Source organism: Arthrobacter sp. FW306-05-C, from assembly GCF_021801725.1.
Classification (GTDB): domain Bacteria; phylum Actinomycetota; class Actinomycetes; order Actinomycetales; family Micrococcaceae; genus Arthrobacter.
On the sequence record NZ_CP084556.1, the window covers coordinates 2106376 to 2129242 of the forward strand.

The window sequence follows — 22867 nt, forward strand, 5'->3', positions numbered from 1 at the left end:
ACGATCGTTAGGGTTTCCCGCCGGTTGTGCCCGCGCCGCAAGTCATTCCACGCAAACAGCTGGTGAACTATGCTGTGCAAGGCAGCCTGGTAAGTGAAACTGCTGAACGTCGACTCTGCAGATTGGGCAACAGGTGGATATCACCTTCATGGTGGCGCTGGTCATCGCACTGGCACTATTTTTCGACTTCACGAACGGCTTCCACGACACCGCGAACGCCATGGCAACGCCCATCGCGACGGGTGCCATCAAGCCCAAGACGGCCGTCGCCCTGGCGGCGGTGCTGAACCTCGTGGGCGCATTCCTTTCCACCGAGGTTGCCAAGACAATCTCCGGCGGCATCATCAGGGAGGGATCCGGCGGCGTCCAGATCACCCCGGAGATCATCTTCGCCGGGCTGATGGGTGCCGTCCTGTGGAACATGATCACCTGGCTCAAGGGCCTGCCGTCCAGTTCGTCGCACGCGCTGTTCGGCGGACTCATCGGCGCAGCCATCGTCGGCGCGGGTTTCAACTCCGTCAACCTTGAAACCCTGCTCCAGAAGGTCATCCTTCCCGCTGTTTTCGCTCCTGTCATTGCCGGCCTCGCCGCCTATGTCTGCACGCGCCTGGCCTACGCCCTGACCTCCCGCCACGATCCCGAGACGGGCACCAAGCTCACCCAGAAGCGCGGCGGGTTCCGCACCGGGCAGATCTTCACCTCCAGCCTGGTGGCCTTGGCCCACGGCACCAACGACGCCCAGAAGACCATGGGCATCATCACCCTGGTCCTGATCGCCGCCGGAACCCAGGCCCCCGGCTCCGGCCCCCAGCTCTGGGTGATCTCGGCCTGCGCCCTGGCCATCGCCATCGGTACTTACGCCGGCGGCTGGCGCATCATCCGCACCATGGGCTCGGGCCTGACCGAGGTCAAGCCCGCCCAGGGCTTTGCGGCGGAGACCAGCACCGCGTCCGCCATCCTCGCGTCCTCGCACCTGGGCTTCGCCCTTTCCACTACGCAGGTGGCCTCCGGCTCCGTGATCGGCTCGGGAATGGGCCGCCGCGGGACCACGGTCCGCTGGAACATGGTGGGCAAGATCGCGCTGGGCTGGCTCTTCACCCTCCCGGCCGCAGGGGTTGTCGGCGCACTGACCGCCCTCCTGGTGAAGACCGGCGCCGTGGGCGTCCTCATCGCCGCCGTCGCGGGCAGCGCGGCTGTCCTGTTCATGTTCTTCTACTCACGAAAGTCCTCCGTGAGCCACCAGAACGCCGTCGAGGTGGAGGAAGCCGGCCAGGCCGTCCGCTTCGCAAAGAAGAAGGCCCGGGCCGAAGCCAAAGCGAAAGCCAAGGCCGACGCAAAAGCCAGGGCAGAAGCAAGAGCAAAAGCAACCGACCGCAAGGAGAATCAACGATGAAGTGGTTGGAACTCCTGACCGTTGCAGGCGCCACCCTCGTGTCCGCGGCAATCGTGGTGACCCTCTACTCGCTGGGTGTCCGGTTCACAGCGATTGCCGCTGACGCCCAGCAGGCGTCCCCCGGCGTCAAGCGCTCCTTCGCCTACATCTGCTTTGGGTTGTGTGGCGTGGCAGTCCTCTTCGGGCTGTACCTGATCATCCCGTACTTCTCGAAGTAGCACTGCCCTTCTCCACGCAGCACTGCCGGGCCGGTGGCCGGGCCCCCTGATTGGCGGGGTTGCGCCGGCTCGCTAGGCTGGGCCCATGCCACGCATCCAGTACTTTGTTGCCGCATCCCTTGACGGCTTCATCGCCACCACCTCAGACGACCTGGGTTGGCTGTTGCAGTTCGACGGTTTCGAGGGCGGCGCGGACAGCTACAACGACTTCAGGTCCGGGGTTGGCTGCATCGTCATGGGCGGGGAAACCTTCGCCTGGTTGCAGGAGCACGAGCCGGGCAAGTGGCCGTACAACGGTACGCCCAGCTACGTGTTCACCCACCACGAATACCGTGCGCCGGAGGGTGCCGACATCACCTTTGTCCGCGGTGACGTCCAGGAATTCATTGCGGACTTCCGGCGTGCCGCCGGGGACAGGAACATCTGGGTGGTTGGCGGCGGCAACCTCGCGGCCCAGTTCGCCGACGCAGGCCTGCTGGATGAGATCATCCTCTCCGTCATTCCGGTGGTACTGGGTGCAGGGAAGCGGCTGCTGCCCATGAAGGGCCCGACGCCGGCACTTGAGTTGGCTGCCTCCCGCACCCTGGGCAGGGGGATCGTCGAGCTGCGCTACCTGCTGCCCTCGGCTTCCGGCCCGCAGGCCTGAGCCCGAAGGCCCTGGGCCTGACTTAGGCGACGTTATCCCGGAGCATATTGGTGATCCTGGCGGTTGACAGGCGCCGTCCCTGCCCGTCCGTCATGACGATCTCGTGGGTGGTCAATGTGCGTCCCAGGTGAATGGCGGTGCACGTGCCCGTCACCAAGCCCTCGGCGATGGACCGGTGGTGCGTGGCACTGACCTCGATGCCCACGGCGTGGCGGTCCGGTCCGGCATGCATTCCCGCGGCGAAGGAGCCCAAGGTTTCCGCCAGCACCACGTGCGCGCCGCCATGCAGGATCCCCGCCACCTGGGTGTTGCCCTCCACGGGCATGGTGGCAACGGTGCGTTCAGGGCTCATCTCCAGGAAATGGATGCCCATCTTCACCACCAGTGCGCCGACGCCGAACCTCCCCAGCCAGCCGTGCATGTGGTCGGGAATACCGGCAGCTGCCAGCTCTTCGGCGAAAGCGCCCGGCGTGAAATTGTCTGTCATGGCAACTAGGCTGGCACCTGTGAGTGAAACAACCAAACCGGCTCCCTTCCCGTCCCAGGCCATCGATGAGGGGGCTGCCCCGCAGTCCCGCTCCGCCGCCCCAAAGCCTGCTGCCAAGAGCGCCGCCCCCGCTGCCGGAGGGTCTGTTTCAGCTACCGAAGCGCCCGTCATTCCCATTACCGACCAGCCGCGGCTGCTGGTCCTGGACGGCCACTCCATGGCGTTCCGTGCATTCTTCGCCCTGCCCGCGGACAAGTTCTCCACCTCCAACGGCCAGCACACCAACGCCATCCACGGCTTCACCTCCATGCTGATCAACCTCATCAAGGAGCAGCAGCCCACCCACATCGCGGTCGCTTTCGACGTCTCGGACGAATCCACGCACCGGAAGACCGAGTACAGCGAATACAAGGGTGGCCGGAACGAAACACCGCGCGAGATGAGCGGCCAGATCGACCTCATCGCCCAGGTCATGGAAGCCTGGGGCATCAAGACCATCAAGATGCCGGGCTACGAAGCCGACGACATCCTGGCCACCCTTGCCGCCATGGGTGAAAAGGCAGGCTACGAGGTGCTGCTCGTCTCCGGCGACCGGGACGCCTTCCAGCTGATCACGGACAACGTCTTCGTGCTGTACCCGCGGAAGGGTGTCAGCGACATCCCCCGGATGGACGCCGCGGCCATCGAAGCAAAGTACTTCGTCAGCCCGTCCCGCTACTCCGATCTCGCAGCGCTGGTGGGGGAGACGGCGGACAACCTCCCGGGCGTGCCCGGCGTTGGCCCCAAGACGGCGGCCAAGTGGATCAACCAGTACGGCGGCCTGGAAGGCGTCCTGGAACACCTCGACGCCATTGGCGGGAAGGTGGGCGACGCCCTCCGGGAGAATATCGAGAACGTCAAGCGCAACCGGCGGCTGAACCAGCTCCACACCGACCTCAACCTCCCCGTCACACTGGAGGACCTCCACGAGCCACGCCCGGACCAGGCGGCCCTGGAGGACCTCTTCGACCAGCTTGAGTTCAAGGCCATCCGCGGTCGCCTGTTCGCCCTCTACGGCGACGCAGACACCCCCGCCGCCGAACGCGAAAGCATCGACACCCCTGAATACACTGTCCCTGCTGACGCCGCCGGACTGGCCGCCTTCCTGGCCGCAGGCGCCGGCCAGCGGTCCGCCCTCGCCGTCGACCTCGTCCCGGGCCGCATCGGCGAGGACGCCGCTGCGCTGGCCATCGTCCGCGGCGACGCCGCGGTCTACGTCGACCTCTCAGGCCAGGACGCTGAGACCGAGAACGTGCTCGCGGCATGGCTGCGCGATCCTGAAGCGCCCAAGGTCATGCACGGTTTCAAGGCCGCGCTCAAGGCGCTGACGGCCCGCGGCCTGGAACTGGAGGGCGTGGTGGACGACACCTCCATTTCCGGCTATCTCATCCAGCCGGACCGCCGCACCTATGAACTCGCCGAGCTCGCCCAGCACCACCTCAACGTGGGAATTCCCGCTGCCACTGCCAAAGCCGGGCAGCTGGAACTGTCCTTCGACGGCGATGACAACGCCGCGGCCGATTCGCTCGTCCAGGCCGGCGCCGTCGTGCTGGCCCTGAGCCGCTACTTCGAGGACGAACTCAAGAGCCGCAAGGCGGAGGAGCTGCTGTCCACCCTTGAGCTGCCGGTCAGCCGCGTCCTGGCGGACATGGAACTTGCGGGCATCGCCGTCGACATGGACAAGATGGACGACCAGTTGGCCGACCTTGCCAGGGTGATCGACCAGGCCCAGGAACAGGCCTTCGCCGCCATTGGGCACGAGGTCAACCTGGGCTCGCCCAAACAGCTGCAGACCGTCCTGTTCGACGAACTGCAGCTGCCCAAGACCAAGAAGATCAAGTCCGGTTACACCACGGACGCCGCGTCGTTGAAGAACCTCCTGGAAAAGACCGGGCACGAGTTCCTTGTCCAGCTCATGGCGCACCGTGAGGCCGCCAAGCTGCGGCAGATGATCGAGTCGCTGAAGAAGTCCGTGGCGGAAGACGGCCGCATCCACACCACCTACGCGCAAAACGTTGCCGCCACGGGCCGGATCTCGTCCAACAACCCCAACCTGCAGAACATCCCCATCCGCAGCGAGGAAGGCCGGCGGGTCCGCGGGATCTTCGTCGTCAGCGACGGCTACGAATGCCTTCTCTCCGCCGACTACTCCCAGATCGAGATGCGCATCATGGCCCACCTCTCCGGGGACGCTGGGCTGATCCAGGCGTACAAGGACGGAGAGGACCTGCACCGGTTCGTCGGCTCCAATATCTTCCATGTCCCCACGGACCAGGTCACCAGCGCCATGCGCTCCAAGGTCAAGGCGATGTCCTACGGCCTTGCCTACGGATTGACCTCCTTCGGCCTGTCCAAGCAGCTGGAAATTTCCGTTGATGAGGCCCGTACCCTCATGAAGGACTACTTCGACCGCTTCGGCGCCGTGCGCGACTACCTCCGGGGCGTGGTGGACCAGGCCAGGGTTGATGGGTACACGGCCACCATCGAGGGACGCCGCCGCTACCTGCCGGACCTCACCAGCACCGACCGGCAGTTGCGTGAGAACGCTGAACGCATCGCGCTGAACAGCCCCATCCAGGGTTCGGCCGCGGACATCATCAAACGCGCCATGCTGGGAGTCCACGCCGAACTCCAGGCCCAGGGCCTGAAGTCCCGCATGCTGCTCCAGGTCCACGACGAACTGGTCCTGGAGGTGGCGGCAGGGGAGCGGTCTGCCGTGGAGAAACTGGTGACCGAGCAGATGGCCGCTGCCGCGGACCTCAGCGTCCCCCTGGAAGTCCAGATCGGCGTGGGACCCAGCTGGTACGACGCCGGCCACTAGCCCCGCCGCGGACGCCGGCGATATGCGGCGCTGTTTTTGCTGGTCAGGCGCCGGATCCATTGGCTAGGCTCGGGTAAATGGGTGATCTGAGCGGAAACTATGAAATCCGGCGCTTTCCTGCCGTGTCCAAAGGGAAAGACGGGTACGCCGAAGCCGAAACCTGGGGCAGGGCGGTGGGCTTCGGCTTCCATGACTCCACCCCCACCCCGGAGCACGTGGCGCGGTCCATGGCCACCTACGAGGTCGACCGCAGGATCTTCACCGGCGCCTACCAGACCGGAACACCGGCAGAGCACTCGCTCCCGGCCGAGGTGCCCGTGGCTACTTTCGGGACGTTCCGGAAAACCCTCAACATAGGTTTTGGCCGGATGCTGGAAGCCCAGATGGTTACCGCCGTCACCGTCCGGACTTCGCACCGCCGCCGCGGCCTGCTGCGGCGCATGATGACCGGGGATCTGCAGGCAGCCAAGGACGACGGCATCGCGGTGGCCGCCCTTACCGCCTCCGAAGGGAGCATCTACGGGCGGTTTGGTTACGGCGTGGCCAGCCTCGAGCGGACCGTCAAGGTGGACACCACGGCCCGGTTCAGCCTGCGCCACCACGCAACGGGAACCGTGGAGGTGGCGGACCCGAGGGTCCTGCTCGACGTTGCCCCTAAAGTCTTCGACCGCGTGCACCGCCACACCCCCGGCTCCCTCGGGCGCCAGGAGTGGTACTGGCTGCTCGCTTCGGGGTCGATGGGCCGTGACGGCAAGGAGGACCCCGCCATCAAGGCGGCTCTGCACTACGGCCCGGACGGCGGCGTGGACGGCTACGTCTCCTACAAGTTCGCCGGCTGGGAGACTACGCCCGCCACCGTGGAGGTCGTGGACCTCGTTGCCGCCACGGATCATGCCTATCTGGAACTGTGGCAATACCTTGGCGCCATCGACCTCGTGGAACGTGTGTCCTGGAACGAGGCCCCGGTGGACGATCCCCTGGCCTGGGCGCTGGCGGACCCGCGCTGCATCGACGCCTCGGACAGCCGTGACATGCTCTGGCTCCGCATCCTCGACATCCCGCAGGCCCTGGCCGCCCGGCGCTACCCTGCGGACGGACGGCTGGTCCTCGAAGTGGGGGACCCACTGGGCCTCACCGGTGGAACTTTCGCGCTGGACGTCCAGGGCGGCGAGGCCGCCGTCGAACGTGTTCCAGCGGGAAAAGCAGACCTGGCACTGGACGTTTCGGCGCTGTCCTCCATCTACCTGGGCGGGATCAGCCCCGTGACGCTGAAGGCGGCAGGTGCCCTCTGCGAGGCAACTCCGGGCGCGGCCTTCAAAGCGCAGCAGCTGTTCGCGGTGGAGCGGCCCACCCACTGCCTGACGCACTTCTAATCCGCTGCCGGCCTGCCCCGCTTCCGCTTTGACCCGCATTGCCGGCAGCGACTAGAATAAACGGGCGTGTACCACGTGCACGCACTTGCTGCCCCTCGAGGGCGGCATTGAAAAGCAATCCACAAATCAGGATGACCCGGAGGATCCGTTTGGATCCACCGCGAATCGCGCCTGCGTTCCATGACGCGGGCGCGCCGGTTTTGCCTGACCGACTAACTATCCACAACGGAGCCCCTACTACATGACCATCACCTCCACCGAGAAGCCCGGTACCCCCGTAGTCGCGATTAACGACATCGGTACCGCTGAGGACTTCCTCGCAGCTGTCGACGCCACCATCAAGTACTTCAACGACGGAGATCTCGTCGAAGGTACCGTCGTCAAGGTCGACCGCGATGAAGTCCTGCTCGACATCGGTTACAAGACCGAAGGTGTCATCCCCTCCCGCGAGCTGTCCATCAAGCACGACGTTGATCCCGGGGACGTTGTTTCCGTCGGCGATCAGGTCGAAGCCCTGGTGCTCACCAAGGAAGACAAAGAAGGCCGCCTGATCCTCTCCAAGAAGCGTGCTCAGTACGAGCGTGCCTGGGGCGACATCGAGAAGGTCAAGGAAGAAGACGGTGTCGTCACCGGTACCGTCATCGAGGTTGTCAAGGGTGGTCTTATCCTCGACATCGGCCTGCGCGGCTTCCTGCCCGCATCCCTGGTCGAGATGCGCCGTGTGCGCGACCTGGCTCCGTACATCGGCCAGCAGATCGAAGCCAAGATCATCGAGCTGGACAAGAACCGCAACAACGTGGTCCTGTCCCGCCGTGCATGGCTCGAGCAGACCCAGTCCGAGGTCCGCTCCACCTTCCTCAACAAGCTGGAAAAGGGCCAGGTCCGTCCCGGTGTCGTTTCCTCCATCGTCAACTTCGGTGCCTTCGTGGACCTGGGCGGCGTAGACGGCCTGGTTCACGTTTCCGAGCTGTCCTGGAAGCACATCGACCACCCGTCCGAGGTTGTCGAAGTTGGCCAGGAAGTCACCGTCGAGGTCCTCGAGGTCGACCTGGACCGCGAGCGCGTCTCCCTGTCGCTCAAGGCTACGCAGGAAGATCCGTGGCAGACCTTCGCCCGCACCCACGCCCTGGGCCAGGTTGTTCCGGGTAAGGTCACCAAGCTGGTTCCGTTCGGTGCGTTCGTCCGCGTCGAAGACGGCATCGAAGGCCTGGTCCACATCTCCGAGCTGGCTGTCCGCCACGTCGAACTGGCCGAGCAGGTTGTCTCTGTTGGCGACGAACTGTTCGTCAAGGTCATCGACATCGACCTGGAACGCCGCCGCATCTCGCTGTCCCTCAAGCAGGCCAACGAGGGCGTCGACGCCGACAGCACCGAATTCGATCCCGCCCTGTACGGCATGGCCGCAGAGTACGACGAAGAGGGCAACTACAAGTACCCCGAGGGCTTCGACCCCGAGTCCAACGAATGGCTCGAGGGCTACGAGAACCAGCGCGCAGCTTGGGAGCAGCAGTACGCTGACGCCCAGGCCCGCTGGGAAGCACACAAGAAGCAGGTTGCCCAGCACGCTGCCGACGACGCTGCAGCTGCAACGTCCGGTGACAGCGATTCCGGCACCACCAGCTACTCCTCGGAGCCTGCTGCCACCGATTCCGGTGCCGGCACCCTGGCTTCGGACGAGGCACTTGCTGCCCTGCGTGAGAAGCTGACCGGCAACTAATTGCCGCCGGCCCGGACTCCCGGGCTGATAACAACAGACCCCCTGCCCACAAGGCAGGGGGTCTGTTGTTTAAGGCGCTGGACGACTGCCGGAAATGGGCCTGTCATCCCGCAAGGTGCTGCCGGTGTTCCCGCCTGGCGGCGCTAAAGCTCGAAGACGGCCAGGACCTTCCCGTCATCCTGCGTCAGTTCCGCGCCCGCGGCCGCCAGCAGCCTTTGGGCGCCCTGGTTTCCGACGAGGGTGCGGGCAGTGACGCGCTTCAGTCCGGCCCGGCGGGCCTCCGCCAGCACTAGGTCCAAGGCGGCGCTGCCAACGCCCCGGGAACGGAAGCTGCGGCCAAGCCAGATGCCGGTTTCCGCCGACGGGACGCCGGCGCCAGGGTTGCGCTTGAGGCGTACGGAACCGGCAATGTGGCCGCCGCTATAGACTGCCCAGGACTTTTCCGCGGCGGGGCCCTCCAGCCCGTCGGCTGCAGCGTGATGGTAGCTGAAGAACCAGGCGGTCCGCTCGAGGTTCCAGCCGGGGCCGCCCACCGGGGGAGCCACCTCATCGGGGGAGGCGTCACGCTTGGCCAGCTCCAGCAGTTGGTCCGCCACCGCCCGGTCAACGTCCACAAGGGTTACGTCAGTCGTGGGGTTCATCCACCCATTCCGTTCCGTCGGGAGTAAGCGTGGCGGACCCTGCCGTGAGCTGCAGGACCCGCTCCGTTGCGGCCGCGATGGCATCAGCGTCGTCGGGTACGGCAACCCGGAGCACGGTATGCCGGTCCTGGTAGGTGGTTTCCGCCATGACCATGCCGGCCGCACGCAGGTCGTTCTCCAGCCGCCCCGCTGCGGCGTGGGGCACGGCGGTGGAACATATGCGCCGCCTGCTGCGCCGGACCAGCGGTGCGAGGTCCAGGGACGCGGAGACTGATTCAGAGTACGCCCGGACCAGCCCTCCTGCACCAAGCAGGACCCCGCCAAAGTAACGTACGACGACGGCACTGACGTCGCTGAGGTCCGTCACCCCTGGGGCGGTTTCCCTCTTCAGGAGGGCTTCGAGCATGGGGATGCCGGCGGTCCCCGCAGGTTCGCCGTCGTCGCTCGACCGCTGGACGGTCCGGTCGGGGCCAATAACAAACGCCGAGCAGTGGTGGCGGGCGTCATGGAACTCGCGGCGAAGGCCTGCCACCAGGTCGCGGGCTTCGTCCTCGGTGCCGGCGCGGCGGAGCACGGTGATGAATCGCGAGCGCTTGACCTCAAGCTCGTGCCGGAAATCCTGCCCCGCTGCCAGTGTGGTGTAGGACGTGGCCCGGCTGTCTGCGTTGTCTGCTGATGGTCCCCCCGGTTTCAACACCGTTTCAGTCTATGGGGAGGCTGCGGGGTCGGCGATCCGCGGGACGATCGTCCCTGACCGGCAGCCGCGCCCGGTAACTAGCATGGCCAGTGTCCGATGGCTGGGGCGGGCGGGACCAATTCACCGCAGGAAAGGGAAAGACCATGCCGAAGGTGTCGAGGGCCACCGCTTCGTCACATCAGGTGTTGCCGGGATACGTGGACGCGTATGAACATGAGGTTGCAGGTTGGACTGTCAGCATGGAGAACAACTTCATCGACATGGACCAGGCGCTCTTCTTCAAAGGTGCCCCGAACGACCAGTGCCAGGCGCACCATGTGGGCTACGTACTTAAAGGAAGGTTCGGAGTCCGGCTGGCCGATGGCAGCGAAGAAATTTTCGAAGCAGGGGATGCGTTCGTCATCGAGCCCGGACACACACCCCTTCGTTTGCAGGCAGCGAGTATTTGGCCTTCACGCCCACAGAAGAAGCAAAGCGGCAAACAGAGCTCATGATGCCCAACATCATGAAGTTCGCCCAGGAGCAGGGATTGCAGTTGCCGGTGCAATAAGAGCATGCCGTACGGTTCCGGCCCGTGTCGGTTCAGTAGGGTGGGAGGGTGCTGAAGATTGGGTTGACGGGCGGGATCGCCTCTGGGAAATCGGTGGTGGCCGCACGGCTGGTGGAACGCGGCGCCGTATTGGTGGACGCGGATGCCCTGGCCCGTGAGGTGGTTGAGCCCCGGACCGAGGGGCTGGATCGCATCGTCGCGGAGTTCGGCGCAGGGATGCTCGACGGCGACGGGCGGCTCAACCGGCCCCGGCTGGGCGAGGCGGTGTTCGGCAATCCGGAACGCTTGGCTGCGCTGAATGCCATCGTGCATCCCCTGGTGCGCGCCCGTGCCGCGGCCATCACGGCTGCCGCCGCCGATGACGCCGTCGTTGTCCAGGACATTCCCCTGTTGGTGGAGACCGGGCAGGGCGCCGCCTTCCACCTGGTCGTAGTGGTGGACGCCCCCGACGATGTGCGGCTGCACCGCATGCAGGAGTTGCGGGGGATGACCGCGGAGGCGGCACTTTCCCGCATTGCTGCCCAGGCCACCAGGGAAGAGCGGCTGGCCGCCGCCGACGTCGTCCTGGACAACTCAGGGACCGTGCAGCAGCTGCTGGACCAGGTGGACGCGCTTTGGGACCGACGCCTGGTGCCGTTCGCCCACAACCTCGTGGAAGGGAAACGCGCACCGCGACCCGGCGGAGCGGTCCTGGAGCCGTACCGTACGGAGTGGGCGGAGGAGGCAAGCAGGATCGCAGCGAGGATTGCTGCAGCCGCGCCGGACCTCATCCTGGCGGTGGACCACGTCGGCTCCACTTCCGTTCCCGGCCTGGCCGCGAAGGACGTCATCGACCTGCAGGTGGGAGTGCGGGATTTGGAAGCCGCTGAAAAGCTTGCCCCGATGCTGGCCGCTGCCGGTTTTCCGGCCGTTCGTGGAGTGGAGGCCGACTCCCCGAAGCCCGGCGATCCCGACCAGTCGGCATGGTTGAAGCGGTTCCACGCCAACGCTGACCCGTGCCGTGCCGTGAATGTGCATGTCCGTGCCGCCGGCTCGGCGGGCTGGCGTTACGCGCTGATGTTCCGGGACTGGCTGCGGAGCGAGCCCTCCGCGCTGAAGCTTTACGGCGACCACAAGGGGGACCTTGCAGCCCGTTTCGCCGGTTCGCCCACCACCAAGCCGTACGCCGACGCCAAGGAACCTTGGTTCACTGACGTTGCCTGGCCGCGGATGTCGGCGTGGGCTGAGGCAACCGGGTGGGAACCGCCGTCGTACCCGTCCTGACGCCGGCCCGGCGCAGGGATGGTGTTCGCCTGTAACGGACGGGGACGTCCAGTGTCACTGCCCGGTTGTAAATTAGATCCATGAGCCTTGCGCAGGAAGTCAAACGTGTTGTAGCGCCCTTCGAAGTCATCAGCGAATTCAAGCCCGCAGGGGACCAGCCCGCAGCCATCGCGGAGCTGACCGAGCGCATCAACAACGGTGAAAAGGACGTGGTGCTGCTCGGTGCCACGGGCACCGGTAAAAGCGCCACCACCGCCTGGCTCATCGAGCAGGTGCAGCGCCCCACCCTGGTGATGGTGCAGAACAAGACGCTGGCCGCGCAGCTGGCCAACGAGTTCCGCGAACTCCTGCCCAACAACGCGGTGGAGTACTTCGTCTCCTACTACGACTACTACCAGCCCGAAGCCTACGTGGCCCAGACGGACACCTTCATCGAGAAGGACTCCTCGATCAATGAGGAAGTCGAACGGCTCCGGCACTCGGCCACGAACGCCCTGCTGACCCGCCGAGATGTGGTGGTGGTGGCCACCGTCTCCTGCATTTACGGTCTGGGCACGCCGGAGGAATACATCGCCGGAATGGTCACGCTCCGCAAGGGCGCCGAGATGAACCGGGACGACCTCCTGCGGAAGTTCGTCGCCATGCAATACTCGCGCAACGACATGGACTTCCACCGGGGAACCTTTCGGGTGCGTGGCGATACCGTGGAAATTATCCCGATGTATGAGGAACTGGCTATCCGGATCGAGTTCTTTGGCGACGAGATCGAGAACATCCAGACCCTTCACCCGCTTACCGGCCAGGTTATTCGCGACGAAGAGGAGATGTACGTGTTCCCGGCCTCGCACTATGTTGCCGGGCCGGAACGGATGGCGCGCGCCATCAAGCGGATCGAGGATGAACTGGCAGACCGGCTGAAGGTGCTGGAAAGCCAGAACAAGTTGGTGGAAGCACAGCGCCTGCGCATGCGCACCACGTACGACCTTGAAATGATGCAGCAGATGGGCTTCTGCAACGGCATCGAGAACTATTCGTCCCACATTGACGGGCGCGGGCCGGGCACTGCCCCGCATTGCCTCCTGGACTATTTCCCGGACGACTTCCTGCTGGTGGTGGATGAGTCCCACGTCACGATTCCCCAGATCGGGGCGATGTACGAAGGCGACATGTCGCGGAAGCGGAACCTGGTGGACTTTGGTTTCCGGCTGCCGTCCGCCATGGACAACCGGCCGCTGAAGTGGGACGAATTCCTGGAACGGGTAGGCCAGACCGTCTACCTTTCCGCTACTCCGGGCAAGTATGAGCTGGGCAAGGCCGACGGCTTCGTCCAGCAGATCATCCGGCCCACGGGCCTTGTCGATCCGGAGGTGGTGGTCAAGCCCACCAAGGGCCAGATCGATGACCTGCTCGGTGAAATCAAGACGAGGGTGGAGAGGAATGAACGGGTCCTGGTGACCACCTTGACCAAGCGCATGGCCGAGGACCTGACCGACTATCTTCTGGGCCACGGCGTCAAGGTGGAGTACCTCCACTCCGACGTGGATACCCTGCGGCGGGTGGAGTTGCTGCGCGAACTGCGGATGGGGTCCTTTGACGTCCTGGTGGGCATCAACCTGCTCCGTGAAGGCCTCGACCTTCCCGAGGTCTCCCTGGTCAGCATCCTGGATGCGGACAAGGAAGGCTTCCTGCGCTCGTCCACGTCGCTCATCCAGACCATCGGGCGTGCCGCCCGCAACGTGTCCGGCGAGGTGCACATGTACGCGGACCGCATCACTGACTCCATGGCCAACGCCATCGACGAGACCAACCGGCGGCGCGCCATCCAGGTGGCCTATAACAAGGAGCACGGCGTGGATCCGCAGCCGCTGCGGAAGAAGATTGCCGACATCACGGACCAGCTGGCCAAGGAAGACGCCGACACCGATGCGCTGTTGGGCAGCTTCGACTACGGCAAGGGCAAGCGCGGGATCACCGGGGCAACCAAACCCGGTGCCAAGGGAGCCAAGAAGGGTGCCGCCACGGTCCGGGCCGATGGGCTGGCGGCGGCCCCTGCCGAGGACCTGGTGGGCCTGATCGAGCAGCTGACGGAACAAATGCACGGAGCGGCCGCCGAACTGCAGTTCGAGGTGGCAGCCCGGATCCGCGACGAGGTCAGCGAGCTGAAGAAGGAACTGCGCCAGATGCAGGCCGCGGGCCACGCCTAGGCCGCACCTCTTCCCGCAACCGGCAGGGTACAGGCAACTGCCTAAGCAGGAACGGCGGGCACCCCTCAGGGGTGCCCGCCGTTTTCACCTATGGGCCGGTCCGGCCGCCTACTTCTTCCTGGCGGAGTCGATCATGTCCTTTGCTTCCTGCATAAGGCCCTTGGCTGCGTCCGAAGGTGACCTGCGGTCGAAAAGGACATCGCTGCTGTACCGCTGGATCAGCGCCTGCACTCCGGAAGAACCGGTGGGGGGTACGGGAGGGACGCCTTTCAGATCCGGCTTGATGTCCTTGAGGAACGCCGCCGCGGCTTTGTCCGCGGGTGTCAGCTGCGGGTCGATCGCTGTCTGGACTTCCGAGTTGGTGGGGAAGCCGCGCTCCGTCAGGATGGTCTTGGCCGCGTCCAGGTTGTTCAGCAGGTAGTTGACCACCTCGGAGGCTTCCTTGGGATGCTTGCTGCGTGAGGAAACAGACCAGAACATGGACGGCTTGTAGGACATGCCGTTGTCCTTGGCGCTGCCGGTGGAGCTGGGTGCGCGCAGGATCTTTACCTCAGTCTTCAGTGCGGACTGGAGCGCGTTGACCTGGTTGGTCCACCACCACGACATGGCGGTCTTGCCCGTGGCGAAGAGGGTTTGTTCAACCGGAGCGCTGATGTCCTCCGTGGCGATGTTGGCTGGAGCGGCTGCGCCCTTGTTCCGCAGGTTCAGCACATTCTCGAAGAAGGACGTCGCCGTGGCCTCCTTGAAGCCAAGGCCGCCGTCCGCCGAGTACAGCGACTCGCCGTGCTGCATGGCCCAAGTGTTCAGGTCAGAGTCCGTCAGCGAGTAGGAACTGCCGTAGTTGGTCTGGCCGGCCTTCGCCGCCGCGGCGGCGATCTGGGCAGCGGTCTTGGTGTAGTCATCCCAGGTCCAGGTTTTGTCATCCGGGATCGGGACGCCGTAGTCCTGGAACATCTTGGTGTTGATCATCACGGCCTTGGCATTTTGGCCGGTGCTAAGGCCGTACTGCTTGCCGTCCACCTGCCCGGACTTCAGGGCGTCCTGGTCAATTTTGGAAGTGTCGATGTTGCCCTGCTTTGACAGGTCCAGCAGTGCCCCGCGGCCACCGTATTCTGCGATGTAGGCCTGGTCCATCTGGATCACGTCGGGGGAGTCGTTGGCGGCGGTGGTGGTGGCAAGCTTGTCCCAGTAGCTGCTCCACACCCCCGGCTCGGCCTGGATCTTGATGTTGGGATGCGACGCCTGGAAGGCATCGATGACCTGCTGCGTCTGTTTGTTCCGCAGGTCGTTGCCCCACCATGTGAAGCGGACGGTGACATTGCCGCCGCTGTCGCTGGAGGAGGCGGAGGAGCAGCCGGTAGCCAGCAGGGCTACCGTGGCGGCGGTGGCAAAGGCCTTGGCCACCATGCTGGTGCGAAGTGGAGTCTTCATTGACCAACCTTGACTTTCTGGAAGAACACTAGGTCGACATGAGAAAGCGTTTTCTCACTGCCCGTGATTATTTCAAGCGGCATAAGGCCTGGTCAATGGTTTTTGGGAAACCGTTATCCGGTGCGTCCGCCGGGACGTCATCCCGGACGGGCTGGGGTAGAGTTATAGGCACGTAGGGGAGTATCCCAAGCGCTACGATCGTCAACACGCAGGGCACAGTTGCCCTGCCGGGCGTAGCGGGCCACCACATCAGCACCAAGTGCCACAGCAGCACGGGGGAGCGCAGGCAGGCCGGAGAGACTTACACCATTTTGTGTACCCTGCGAAAGGCTGCCCTGTGCTCGACTTGCCCGTATGGTTCGAGGTTGGCTCATTTGCCGTCCTCGGCCTGATTCTCCTGATCGATCTCCTCTTGGTGGTGCGGCGGCCGCACGAACCGTCCATGAAGGAGGCGGGACTGTGGGTGGCCTTCTACGTCACGCTGGCCCTGGCCTTTGCCGGCGCCATGTTCGCTTTCACCGGCCCTGAATTCGGCAGCCAGTTCGTTGCCGGCTGGGTCACGGAGTACAGCCTCAGCATTGACAACCTGTTCGTGTTCATCATCATCATGGCCAGGTTCTCCGTCCCGCGGAAATACCAGCAGGAAGTGCTGATGGTGGGCATCATCATCGCGCTCATCCTGCGCGGCATCTTCATCCTGCTGGGCGCCGTCGTCATCAACCAGTTCAGCTGGGTGTTCTACATCTTCGGCGCCTTCCTGCTCTGGACGGCTTGGAAGCAGGCCCAGGACGAAGGCGAAGAGGAAGAAGACCGCGAGAATCCGCTGATTGCCAAAATCCGCAAGGTCATCCCCATGTCGGAGAAGTTCGACGGCGGCAAGTTGCGGACCGTGGTCAACGGCAAGAAGGTTTTCACCCCCATGGTGATCGTTTTCATCACGATCGGCCTGACGGACCTGCTGTTCGCCGTGGACTCCATCCCGGCGATCTTCGGGCTGACCCAGAGTCCCTTCATTGTCTTCACCGCCAACCTCTTCGCCCTGATGGGCCTGCGGCAGCTCTACTTCCTGCTCGGCGGCCTGATGAACCGGCTGATCTACCTCAAGCACGCGCTGTCGGTCATCCTGGCGTTCATTGGCGTCAAGCTGGTCCTGCACGCCATGCACGTCAACGAGCTGCCGTTCATCAACGGTGGCCAGCACATCGAGTGGGCGCCGGAGATCCCCACCTTCGTCTCGCTCGCCGTCATTGTGGGCACCATCGTGATTGCCGTGGTCGCCAGCCTGCTCAGCTCCAAGGCCAAGGTTGCCGAAGTTGATCCCCGGCTTGAAGAAGACGCCCGGAAGAGCCACAGCGACGCCGAATAGGGCTGCGCCGCACGAAGCAATCCGGGTAGTCCCGGCCGCCCAGGCGGCCGGGACTACCCGCTTAAAACGTTGGTAGCAGCAACGGCTCAAACCCCCTGTAGGGCTCCCCGGGACAGGTCTATGCTCGAAACATGGCCCGCACACCCGTGAAGGATCAGGGCGTGCTCCAAGTGCAGCGGCGCACCGTTGTGCTTTTGAGCGCGGCCCAAGTGTTCGGCGGACTCGGGACGGGAGCAACCGTGTCCATCGGCTCCATCCTGGCCGTCGAACTTTCGGGGTCCAGTGCGTGGGCCGGGTCTGTTGCCACCGTGATGACGCTCGGGGCAGCGGCCGCAGCGCTGCCGCTGGCGTCACTGGCCGAACGGCGCGGCCGCCGCGTGGGCCAGGTGGCCGGCCTCTCCGCCGCGCTGGCGGGTGCGGTGCTCATGGTGCTGGCCGTTATTTCCGGGTCCTTCATCGTGCTGGTCCTGGGAGCAGCAGGGATCGGCGTGGGAACCGCGGCGAGCCTGCAGGCCAGGTTCGCCGCAGTCGATCTCGCTGCCGCCGGGCACCGCGGCCGGGCACTGTCCACCGTCGTCTGGGCAGTGACCGTTGGTGCCGTTGCCGGGCCGAATCTCATCCAGCCCGGCACGGCCGTTGGAGCGGCACTGGGCCTGCCGCCTATCGCAGGACCTTTCGTGATCTCCGTGGCCGGGCTCCTGATCGCCACCGTGCTTGTGTTCGCCGGCCTCCGCCCGGACCCGCTCCTGCTGGCACGGGAACTCGCTGCCGCCAACAGCAACAAGGATCAGCCCGCGGGCCATGAACCGCCGGCTCCGGCGGTTCATGCGCCGCACTCGGGCGCTCCCGGGCCTGGTGTCCCCGGGCAGGATGTCCACGCCGCGCCGCAGACCGTGGCAGGCTCCCTTGGCCGCGGACTGCAGGCCATCCGGAGTTCCCGGACGGCGCTGCTGGCCGTGACCGGAATCGTCGCCGCCCATGCCGTGATGGTGGGCGTGATGTCCATGACGCCGCTGCACCTTCAGCACTTGGTGGAGGGTCCCGGTCCGCATGCAGGGCATGCCGAAGGTGATGTGCTGGTCATCATCGGCTTCACCATTTCACTGCATATTGCCGGGATGTTCGCGCTCTCCCCGGTGATGGGCTGGCTGACGGACCGGGCAGGCCGGATCGAGACCATCATGATCGGTTTCTCGGTGCTGGTCGCAGCAGTCGCGATTGCAGGATTCGGGCAGTCCTCAACTGCCGCCGTGGCTGCCGGGCTCGTCCTGTTGGGCGTGGGGTGGTCGGCGGCCACCATCTCGGGGTCCACGCTGCTGGCGGACAGTGTCGGGCGGGATGCCAGGGTAGCGGTGCAGGGCGTCTCCGACATGCTGATGGGCGCTGCGGGAGCTTTGGGCGGCGCGTTGTCGGGACTGGTCCTGGGCTACGCCGGTTACTTGGGTCTGAACCTGCTGGGCGGAACCATTGGCGCGGCAGTCCTGGCCGCCGCCGTCGTCACCCGGACGTCGCACCGCCGGTCAGCGGCCGCCTGACCGCGCCATTCCCAGCAGGCGGGCGAAGATCCTTTCGCCGTCGTCGGCGATCCCGTCATGATGGAAATCGGCCGTCTCCCAGACCTGCAGGCCCTGCACTGCTGCCGCAGTGCGCAGGGAGAGGTCCCGGTCCACGTAGATGTCGTCGGAGTACACCGCAGCCGCAACGGGAACAGTGTTGGCGGCAAGCACGCTCAGGTCGTAAAGCGGCTGCCAGTCCTGCCTGCAAGCCAGCAGTTCCGCGACCTCGCGCAGGGGCTGGAGGGCCGGGTCCTGCTCGAAATACCACGGGTACACCATCTCGCCAGTCAGCAGCAGCGGCTCGGCGTCCGGCCTGAACCACGGGTTCTCGGCCAGCATCCGCCAGGCGGACCAATTCGTGGCCTGCCCCTGGCCATAGATGGATTCGTGCATCAGGGCGTACATCGGGTTGGAACGGCGGGACACGACGCCCTGGAGCTGGTCCAGGAACGTGTCCGAAAGCCTTGGCCCGCCGGCGGTCTCCACGAAGGCGTCCTCCAGCAGGTAGTGCAGGCTGTCCACCCGGGTGTTGCCGCCCAGGAATGCCCCCGCCATCTGGAACCGTTCCACGGTCAGCGGCACGCCGTCGGGCATCAACTCGGTTGTGGAGCGCAGGTGGCGGGCGATCCGTTCCACCGTCTTCCGGTCCTCCGGATACCAGCTGAAGTATTCCTCGTTCCGCGCCGCCACGCGCTGGTACGTGGCCCGGTACACGTCGTCCGCGCTGCCGGTGAGCGGTGCAAGGCCGCCGGTGATGAGGACTTCGCGCAGTCCCTCCGGCGCGAAGGACAGGTACGTCAGGGCACAAAAGCCGCCGTAGCTTTGGCCGTAGATGGTCCAGGGTTCGGAGCCAAGGGCCGTGCGGATCAGCTCCGCGTCCGCCACGATCGAGTCTGCCCTGAAATGCTCCAGGTAGGCGGCCTGCGCGGCTGCGGAGCCGCGGCCAGGCAGGGTGGTGCGGTCGAGGGGAGAGGAGAGTCCGGTGCCGCGCTGGTCCAGCATCAGGATCCGGAAGTCCTGCGCGGCTGCTTTGCTCCAGCCGCCCAGGGAACCCCATCTGTTCCCGCGTCCGCCGGGGCCGCCCTGCAGGAACAGGAGCCACGGCAGCCCGCTGGCCGCCTCCTCACTGTGTGCCGCGGAGACGTACTCGCGGGCGAAAACGGTGATGGTCTCGCCGGAGGGTTCCGAATGGTCCAGCGGGACGGTGAAGTAGTGCTCCACGGTGCGCATGCCGCGGAATTCGTGCCTTGCCCTTACCTCGTGCCGGACCGCCGCGGCCGGGACGCGCTGCACGTTAACCACGGGCGGGAGCCGGAAGGGAAGCTGCCCGGCCAAACAGGTCCAGCGCCTCGCCGGTAAGCCGGAAGGTGGACCAGCCGTCCATGGGGCGGGCACCGAGGCGGCGGTAGAAATTGATGGAGGGTTCGTTCCAGTCCAGGACGCTCCATTCCACCCGTGCGTAACCGTTCTCGACGGCGATTGCGGCAAGGTGCTGCAGCAGCGCTTTGCCGTGCCCGTCGCCGCGGGCTTCCGGGCTGACGTAGAGGTCCTCCAGGTAGATCCCGTGCACGCCCTCCCAGGTGGAGTAGTTCAGGAACCACAGTGCGAAGCCCTGCACGTCGCCTGCATCATCTTCGGCCATGGCGGCGAAGACGCGGGGGTTGTCGCCAAAGAGCGCCTGCGCCAGCAGTTCCGGGGTGTTCCGGACGGCGTCGGGTTCCTTCTCGTAATGCGCCAGTTCATGGATCATCCGGAGGATGGCGGGGACGTCGTGCCGGGTTGCGGGGCGGATTACACTCATGGTTCGAGCTTACCGCCGGCACCGGCAAGGCCCCGGCAGGCCGCTGGAGAGCGCCCGGGAACGCAGGCGGCCGGCGTCAGAGGCGGTTTACCTCCGTGACCCTGACCATGGCCGTTCCGGTCGCATCCGACTCTGCCAGGTCCACCTCCGCCGAGATCCCCCAGTCGTGGTTGCCCGCCGGATCGTCGAAGATCTGGCGGACCTTCCAGGTCCCCGGTTCCTCGGTGATCATCAGCAGGGCGGGGCCGCGCGCATCGGGACCCGTCCCGATGTCGTCGTGTTCGTCGAAGTAGTCGTCCAGTGCGTCCTCCCAGCGTTCGGCACCCCAGCCGGAGCCGCCGTCGAGCTCTCCCAAAGCCGCGGAATCCTCATCGGCGAACAACTCCACCCGGCGGAACATTTCGTTGCGCACCATCACCCGGAACGCGCGGATGTTGGACGTGAGCGACGGCGGCGGGGGCGGCGGTGCGTCGTGCGGCGTAGGGGCCGCGCCGGAAGCCAGCTCCTCCCACTCATCCAGGAGGCTGGAGTCCACCTGCCGCACCAGCTCGCCCAGCCACGCGACGAGGTCTTCAAGGTCCTCCCGGAGCATGTCCTGCGGGACGGTCTGGCGCAGCGCCTTGAAGGCGTCGGCGAGGTACCGCAGCACAATCCCTTCGGACCGGGCCAGGCCGTAGAACTGGACGAATTCGCCGAAGTTCATGGCCCGTTCGTACATGTCGCGGACTATCGACTTGGGCGCGAGCTCAAAGTCTCCCACCCATGGCGCGGCCTTCCGGTACACCTCGAACGCTTCACCCAGGATCTCCGCAAGCGGCTGGGGATAGGTCACCTCATCCAGCATGGCCATCCGCTGGTCGTAGTCGATGCCGTCGGCCTTCATGGCGGCCACCGCTTCGCCGCGGGCCTTCTTCTGCTGCGCGGAGAGAATCTGGCGGGGCTTCTCCAGGGTCGCCTCGATCACGGACACCACATCCAGGGCGTACGACGGCGACTCCGGGTCAAGGAGGTCCAGCGCAGCAAGCGCGAAGGGGGAGAGCGGCTGGTTCAGGGCGAAGTTTGGCTGCAGGTGCACGGTCAGCCGGACAGTGCGGCCATCGGGGCCCTGTTCCTCCGGCGGAATCCGCTCGATCACCTCGGCGGCCAGCAGTTCCCGGTAGATCCCCAGCGCCTTCTTCATCAGCCGCAGCTGCGAGGGGCGTGGCTCATGGTTCTCGGTCAACAGCCGCCTGGCCGCCGCGAACGGATCCCCGGGCCTTTCCATCAGGTTCATCAGCATGGCGTGCGTCACCGTGAAACTCGACGTCAACGGATCCGGCACAGACTCCACGAGCCGCTTGAACGTCGGCTCGCCCCAGGAGACGAACCCCTCGGGCGGTTTCTTTTTCACCACCTGGCGCAGCTTCTTTTGGTCGTCTCCGAACTTGGCCGTGGCCTTGGCCATCGCCTTCACGTTCTCGATCACGTGCTCGGGAGCCTGCACCACCACCGTCCCGGCGGTGTCATAACCCGCCCGGCCTGCCCGGCCCGCAATCTGGTGGAACTCACGCGAATTAAGCAGCCGGGTGCGGACGCCGTCGTACTTGCTCAGGGCCGTGAGCAGCACCGTCCGGATGGGCACGTTGATGCCCACGCCCAGCGTGTCCGTGCCGCAAATAACCTTCAGCAGCCCCGCCTGGGCCAGCTGCTCCACCAGCCGGCGGTACTTTGGCAGCATGCCGGCATGGTGCACGCCGATTCCGTGGCGCACCAGCCTGTTCAGCGTCTTCCCAAACCCTGCGGCGAACCGGAAGTTGGCGATCAGCTCCGCGATCTTGTCCTTTTCCTCCCGGGTGCACACGTTGATGCTCATCAGGTTCTGGGCGCGGTCATTCGCTTCGAGCTGGCTAAAGTGCACCACGTAGACAGGCACCTGCCGGGTGGACAGCAGTTCCTCCAGGGTCTCGTGGACGGGAGTCTGGTGGTAGTAGTAATGCAGCGGAATGGGACGCTCCGCCGAGCTCACCGTGGTGGTGGCGCGGCCGGTCAGCGCGGTCAGTCCCTCCTCGAACCTGGTGACGTCGCCAAGCGTGGCGGACATCAGCAGGAACTGGGCCTGCGGAAGCTCAAGGAGGGGCACCTGCCAGGCCCAGCCGCGCTGCGGATCGGAGTAGAAGTGGAACTCGTCCATGATCACGGCACCGAGCTCCGCCGCCGGGCCCTCCCGCAGCGCGATGTTGGCCAGGATTTCCGCCGTGCAGCAGATGATGGGCGCGTCCTGGTTCACCCCGGAGTCACCGGTGATCATGCCCACGTTCTCGGCGCCGAAAATATCGCAAAGTGCGAAGAATTTCTCGGACACCAGGGCTTTGATAGGGGCGGTGTAGTAGCTGCGCCGGCCCTGGGCCATGGCTTGGAAGTGCGCGGCGATGGCCACCAGCGATTTACCCGAGCCTGTGGGCGTCGCCAGGATGACGTTGGCGCCAGTTGCCAGCTCCATGATGGCCTCATCCTGCGCCGGGTACAGCGACAGGCCCCGGCTTTCCGTCCACTCCACAAACCGCGTGTAAAGGGCGTCGGGATCGACGGCGGCGGCCGGGTTGGGAGTGGACAGATCGGTCAGCTGGTCAACGAGTTTCATTGAGTTCAACCTTAGTGCCACGTTGCGGAGGGACCAGGCGTACC

Annotated in this window: 18 protein-coding genes; 11 read left to right on the top strand and 7 right to left on the bottom strand. The window is 65.4% G+C overall.

The annotated features are described in order from the left end of the window. The first annotated feature begins 133 nt into the window (after positions 1 to 133). The 3 genes from LFT44_RS09720 to LFT44_RS09730 all read left to right on the top strand — a co-directional run bounded on the left by LFT44_RS09720 (position 134) and on the right by LFT44_RS09730 (position 2257). Complete coding sequence (locus tag LFT44_RS09720; protein ID WP_272910887.1) at positions 134 to 1393, top strand: inorganic phosphate transporter; 1260 nt, start codon at positions 134 to 136, stop codon at positions 1391 to 1393. After that, on the top strand, positions 1390 to 1611 hold the full coding sequence (locus LFT44_RS09725; RefSeq protein ID WP_236802573.1) for a hypothetical protein: 222 nt from the start codon (positions 1390 to 1392) through the stop codon (positions 1609 to 1611). The genes LFT44_RS09720 and LFT44_RS09725 overlap by 4 nt, the downstream gene beginning before the upstream one ends. An 85-nt stretch (positions 1612 to 1696) precedes the next feature. Then, positions 1697 to 2257: a dihydrofolate reductase family protein gene (locus LFT44_RS09730; RefSeq protein WP_236802574.1), complete on the top strand. Its 561-nt coding sequence runs from the start codon at positions 1697 to 1699 to the stop codon at positions 2255 to 2257. A 22-nt stretch (positions 2258 to 2279) separates the two neighbouring features. Here the strand turns inward: LFT44_RS09730 and LFT44_RS09735 are convergent, their stop codons facing one another. Continuing rightward, positions 2280 to 2744: a hotdog fold thioesterase gene (locus LFT44_RS09735; RefSeq protein WP_236802575.1), complete on the bottom strand. Its 465-nt coding sequence runs from the start codon at positions 2742 to 2744 to the stop codon at positions 2280 to 2282. Between the two features lie 217 nt (positions 2745 to 2961). Between LFT44_RS09735 and polA the strand changes: the two genes are divergently transcribed. From polA to rpsA, 3 genes are all read left to right on the top strand, one after another. After that, complete coding sequence (polA, locus tag LFT44_RS09740) at positions 2962 to 5604, top strand: DNA polymerase I (RefSeq protein ID WP_236802850.1); 2643 nt, start codon at positions 2962 to 2964, stop codon at positions 5602 to 5604. A 77-nt stretch (positions 5605 to 5681) separates the two neighbouring features. Next, on the top strand, positions 5682 to 6977 hold the full coding sequence (locus LFT44_RS09745; RefSeq protein WP_236802576.1) for a GNAT family N-acetyltransferase: 1296 nt from the start codon (positions 5682 to 5684) through the stop codon (positions 6975 to 6977). A gap of 241 nt (positions 6978 to 7218) precedes the next feature. Further along, positions 7219 to 8694, top strand: coding sequence for a 30S ribosomal protein S1 (gene rpsA / locus LFT44_RS09750; RefSeq protein ID WP_236802578.1), 1476 nt, complete (start codon positions 7219 to 7221; stop codon positions 8692 to 8694). Between the two features lie 143 nt (positions 8695 to 8837). Here rpsA and LFT44_RS09755 read toward each other — a convergent pair whose 3' ends face one another. Together LFT44_RS09755 and LFT44_RS09760 are read right to left on the bottom strand one after the other, a co-directional pair. Continuing rightward, complete coding sequence (locus LFT44_RS09755; protein ID WP_236802580.1) at positions 8838 to 9335, bottom strand: GNAT family N-acetyltransferase; 498 nt, start codon at positions 9333 to 9335, stop codon at positions 8838 to 8840. After that, positions 9319 to 10029 carry an IMPACT family protein gene (locus LFT44_RS09760; protein ID WP_236802851.1) on the bottom strand — a complete coding sequence of 237 codons (711 nt, stop codon included), beginning with the start codon at positions 10027 to 10029 and terminating at the stop codon, positions 9319 to 9321. Before LFT44_RS09760 ends, LFT44_RS09755 begins: the two co-directional genes overlap by 17 nt. Before the next feature lie 242 nt (positions 10030 to 10271). On the opposite strand from LFT44_RS09760, the gene LFT44_RS09765 reads away from it, so the two are divergent. The 3 genes from LFT44_RS09765 (at position 10272) to uvrB (ending at position 14049) form a co-directional block, all read left to right on the top strand. Beyond that, positions 10272 to 10526 carry a hypothetical protein gene (locus tag LFT44_RS09765; RefSeq protein ID WP_236802582.1) on the top strand — a complete coding sequence of 85 codons (255 nt, stop codon included), beginning with the start codon at positions 10272 to 10274 and terminating at the stop codon, positions 10524 to 10526. A gap of 104 nt (positions 10527 to 10630) precedes the next feature. Further along, complete coding sequence (gene coaE / locus LFT44_RS09770) at positions 10631 to 11845, top strand: dephospho-CoA kinase (RefSeq protein ID WP_236802584.1); 1215 nt, start codon at positions 10631 to 10633, stop codon at positions 11843 to 11845. A gap of 80 nt (positions 11846 to 11925) precedes the next feature. Continuing rightward, positions 11926 to 14049 carry an excinuclease ABC subunit UvrB gene (uvrB, locus tag LFT44_RS09775; protein ID WP_236802586.1) on the top strand — a complete coding sequence of 708 codons (2124 nt, stop codon included), beginning with the start codon at positions 11926 to 11928 and terminating at the stop codon, positions 14047 to 14049. Positions 14050 to 14157: 108 nt separating this feature from the next. On the opposite strand, the gene LFT44_RS09780 is transcribed toward uvrB, so the two are convergent. Continuing rightward, positions 14158 to 15480, bottom strand: coding sequence for an ABC transporter substrate-binding protein (locus tag LFT44_RS09780; protein WP_236802588.1), 1323 nt, complete (start codon positions 15478 to 15480; stop codon positions 14158 to 14160). Between the two features lie 337 nt (positions 15481 to 15817). Here LFT44_RS09780 and LFT44_RS09785 point away from each other — a divergent pair, with 337 nt between their 5' ends. Continuing rightward, a complete protein-coding gene (locus tag LFT44_RS09785; RefSeq protein ID WP_236802590.1) occupies positions 15818 to 16846 on the top strand; it encodes a TerC family protein in 1029 nt (342 codons plus the stop codon). 131 nt (positions 16847 to 16977) lie between these two features. Further along, positions 16978 to 18381, top strand: coding sequence for an MFS transporter (locus LFT44_RS09790; RefSeq protein WP_236802592.1), 1404 nt, complete (start codon positions 16978 to 16980; stop codon positions 18379 to 18381). Here the strand turns inward: LFT44_RS09790 and LFT44_RS09795 are convergent. The 3 genes from LFT44_RS09795 to LFT44_RS09805 form a co-directional block, all read right to left on the bottom strand. Then, entirely contained in the window at positions 18367 to 19632 is a 1266-nt protein-coding gene (locus tag LFT44_RS09795) for an alpha/beta fold hydrolase (protein WP_236802852.1), read from the bottom strand. The two genes, LFT44_RS09790 and LFT44_RS09795, sit on opposite strands and share 15 nt — an antisense overlap. Positions 19633 to 19696: 64 nt before the next feature. Next, the gene (locus LFT44_RS09800; protein ID WP_236802594.1) at positions 19697 to 20203 is read right to left on the bottom strand and encodes a GNAT family N-acetyltransferase; all 507 of its coding nucleotides are present in this window, start codon (positions 20201 to 20203) and stop codon (positions 19697 to 19699) included. A gap of 76 nt (positions 20204 to 20279) precedes the next feature. After that, positions 20280 to 22823: a DEAD/DEAH box helicase gene (locus LFT44_RS09805; protein WP_236802596.1), complete on the bottom strand. Its 2544-nt coding sequence runs from the start codon at positions 22821 to 22823 to the stop codon at positions 20280 to 20282. Between the last annotated feature and the right edge of the window lie 44 nt (positions 22824 to 22867).

What these genes read in the sequence shown, in the direction of transcription:
- LFT44_RS09790 (WP_236802592.1), top strand. Translation starts at nt 16,978, where the DNA reads ATGGCCCGCACACCCGTGAAGGATCAGGGCGTGCTCCAAGTGCAGCGG.
- LFT44_RS09765 (WP_236802582.1), top strand. Translation starts at nt 10,272, where the DNA reads ATGGAGAACAACTTCATCGACATGGACCAGGCGCTCTTCTTCAAAGGT.
- LFT44_RS09745 (WP_236802576.1), top strand. Translation starts at nt 5,682, where the DNA reads ATGGGTGATCTGAGCGGAAACTATGAAATCCGGCGCTTTCCTGCCGTG.
- LFT44_RS09755 (WP_236802580.1), bottom strand. Translation starts at nt 9,335, where the DNA reads ATGAACCCCACGACTGACGTAACCCTTGTGGACGTTGACCGGGCGGTG.
- LFT44_RS09800 (WP_236802594.1), bottom strand. Translation starts at nt 20,203, where the DNA reads ATGAGTGTAATCCGCCCCGCAACCCGGCACGACGTCCCCGCCATCCTC.
- LFT44_RS09805 (WP_236802596.1), bottom strand. Translation starts at nt 22,823, where the DNA reads ATGAAACTCGTTGACCAGCTGACCGATCTGTCCACTCCCAACCCGGCC.
- uvrB (WP_236802586.1), top strand. Translation starts at nt 11,926, where the DNA reads ATGAGCCTTGCGCAGGAAGTCAAACGTGTTGTAGCGCCCTTCGAAGTC.
- LFT44_RS09795 (WP_236802852.1), bottom strand. Translation starts at nt 19,632, where the DNA reads ATGCGCACCGTGGAGCACTACTTCACCGTCCCGCTGGACCATTCGGAA.
- LFT44_RS09735 (WP_236802575.1), bottom strand. Translation starts at nt 2,744, where the DNA reads ATGACAGACAATTTCACGCCGGGCGCTTTCGCCGAAGAGCTGGCAGCT.
- LFT44_RS09730 (WP_236802574.1), top strand. Translation starts at nt 1,697, where the DNA reads ATGCCACGCATCCAGTACTTTGTTGCCGCATCCCTTGACGGCTTCATC.
- LFT44_RS09780 (WP_236802588.1), bottom strand. Translation starts at nt 15,480, where the DNA reads ATGAAGACTCCACTTCGCACCAGCATGGTGGCCAAGGCCTTTGCCACC.
- LFT44_RS09725 (WP_236802573.1), top strand. Translation starts at nt 1,390, where the DNA reads ATGAAGTGGTTGGAACTCCTGACCGTTGCAGGCGCCACCCTCGTGTCC.
- rpsA (WP_236802578.1), top strand. Translation starts at nt 7,219, where the DNA reads ATGACCATCACCTCCACCGAGAAGCCCGGTACCCCCGTAGTCGCGATT.
- polA (WP_236802850.1), top strand. Translation starts at nt 2,962, where the DNA reads ATGGCGTTCCGTGCATTCTTCGCCCTGCCCGCGGACAAGTTCTCCACC.